This is a genomic window from Xanthomonas sp. MUS 060 (assembly GCF_000963215.1).
In the GTDB taxonomy this organism is placed as follows: Bacteria; Pseudomonadota; Gammaproteobacteria; order Xanthomonadales; family Xanthomonadaceae; genus Xanthomonas_A.
In genome coordinates this window covers 1-918 of record NZ_JZIM01000102.1, presented here as the reverse complement: position 1 = coordinate 918, position 918 = coordinate 1, and the positions used below count along the sequence as shown (strand labels likewise).

Sequence of the window (918 nt, the reverse complement as noted above, 5' to 3'; positions counted from 1 at the left end):
AAAGACATCGCTCGGGGATTCTTGCTAAGTGCGTCTTACTGCACTTCCTTTCTGATAGCTTGGCAGCTCTCAGTCGATCAATGGTATTTACCTGCAGGACTGCGCGCAGCGTCCCTACTCTTCCTGCCCTACCGACTATGGCCTTATCTGCTGCTCGGCGATGCATCAGCACTGCTGGTGATCAGCTTACTCATAGTGCAAGCGCCCAGCACTAGCCTATTTGGAACATATGCTGTTTCCTTCCTGATGCTGCCATGTGTGGCACTAGCAGTTCATGCAGCTAGACGCCACATGAAGCGACTGCTACACCAAGAGTGCCTACTTCTACCTCTAGCATTGGCCTTGGCGCTTTGGAGCACCTTGTGCAACATAGCAATGAATGCAGTGTTCGAGGGCGACACTACCCTTACACCCACACAGACACTGATACGCTTCTGGTTAGGCGACTACCTCGGCATGTTGATGTTCATCATGCCGGGACTGCTGTGGTTACGGCGTAATGAGAATGAAGCAGCTAACCCCCGCTTGTTGAAGAATGGAATCTTATGCGCGGGAACTGTGCTGGCACTTTTCATGAGCGCAGTCATGATCCAAGACAGTTTCCTGCATCAACTGTTGATGTCGATGATGCTTATTCCTTTAATCACAATGACGCTACTACATGGCTGGCGTGGAGCGGCAATCGGCATCACACTGGCCAACGTAGCCATCGGCATCATGTTACCCGACACAAAAAAGCTTTTTGCATACAATGCCGAAGTATTTTCTGTACAGCTAGCGCTTGCGTCTACCGCCACAGGGATGTTCGTATTCGGCTCCCGTTTGTCATCGTTGATTGAGAGAACATGGCGCTTACGTCATGCTCAAGAAGAAGCAATACAGCTTGCACAAGCCAGCTATCTGCAATCGGAGCGTACC

The 918-nt window shown here is 50.8% G+C and carries 1 protein-coding gene; it reads left to right on the top strand.

What is annotated here, in order from left to right:
* Positions 1 to 21: 21 nt before the first annotated feature.
* Positions 22 to 918: MASE1 domain-containing protein (locus XANALMUS060_RS17220; protein WP_045739490.1), on the top strand; the 897-nt coding region annotated here is incomplete at its 3' end.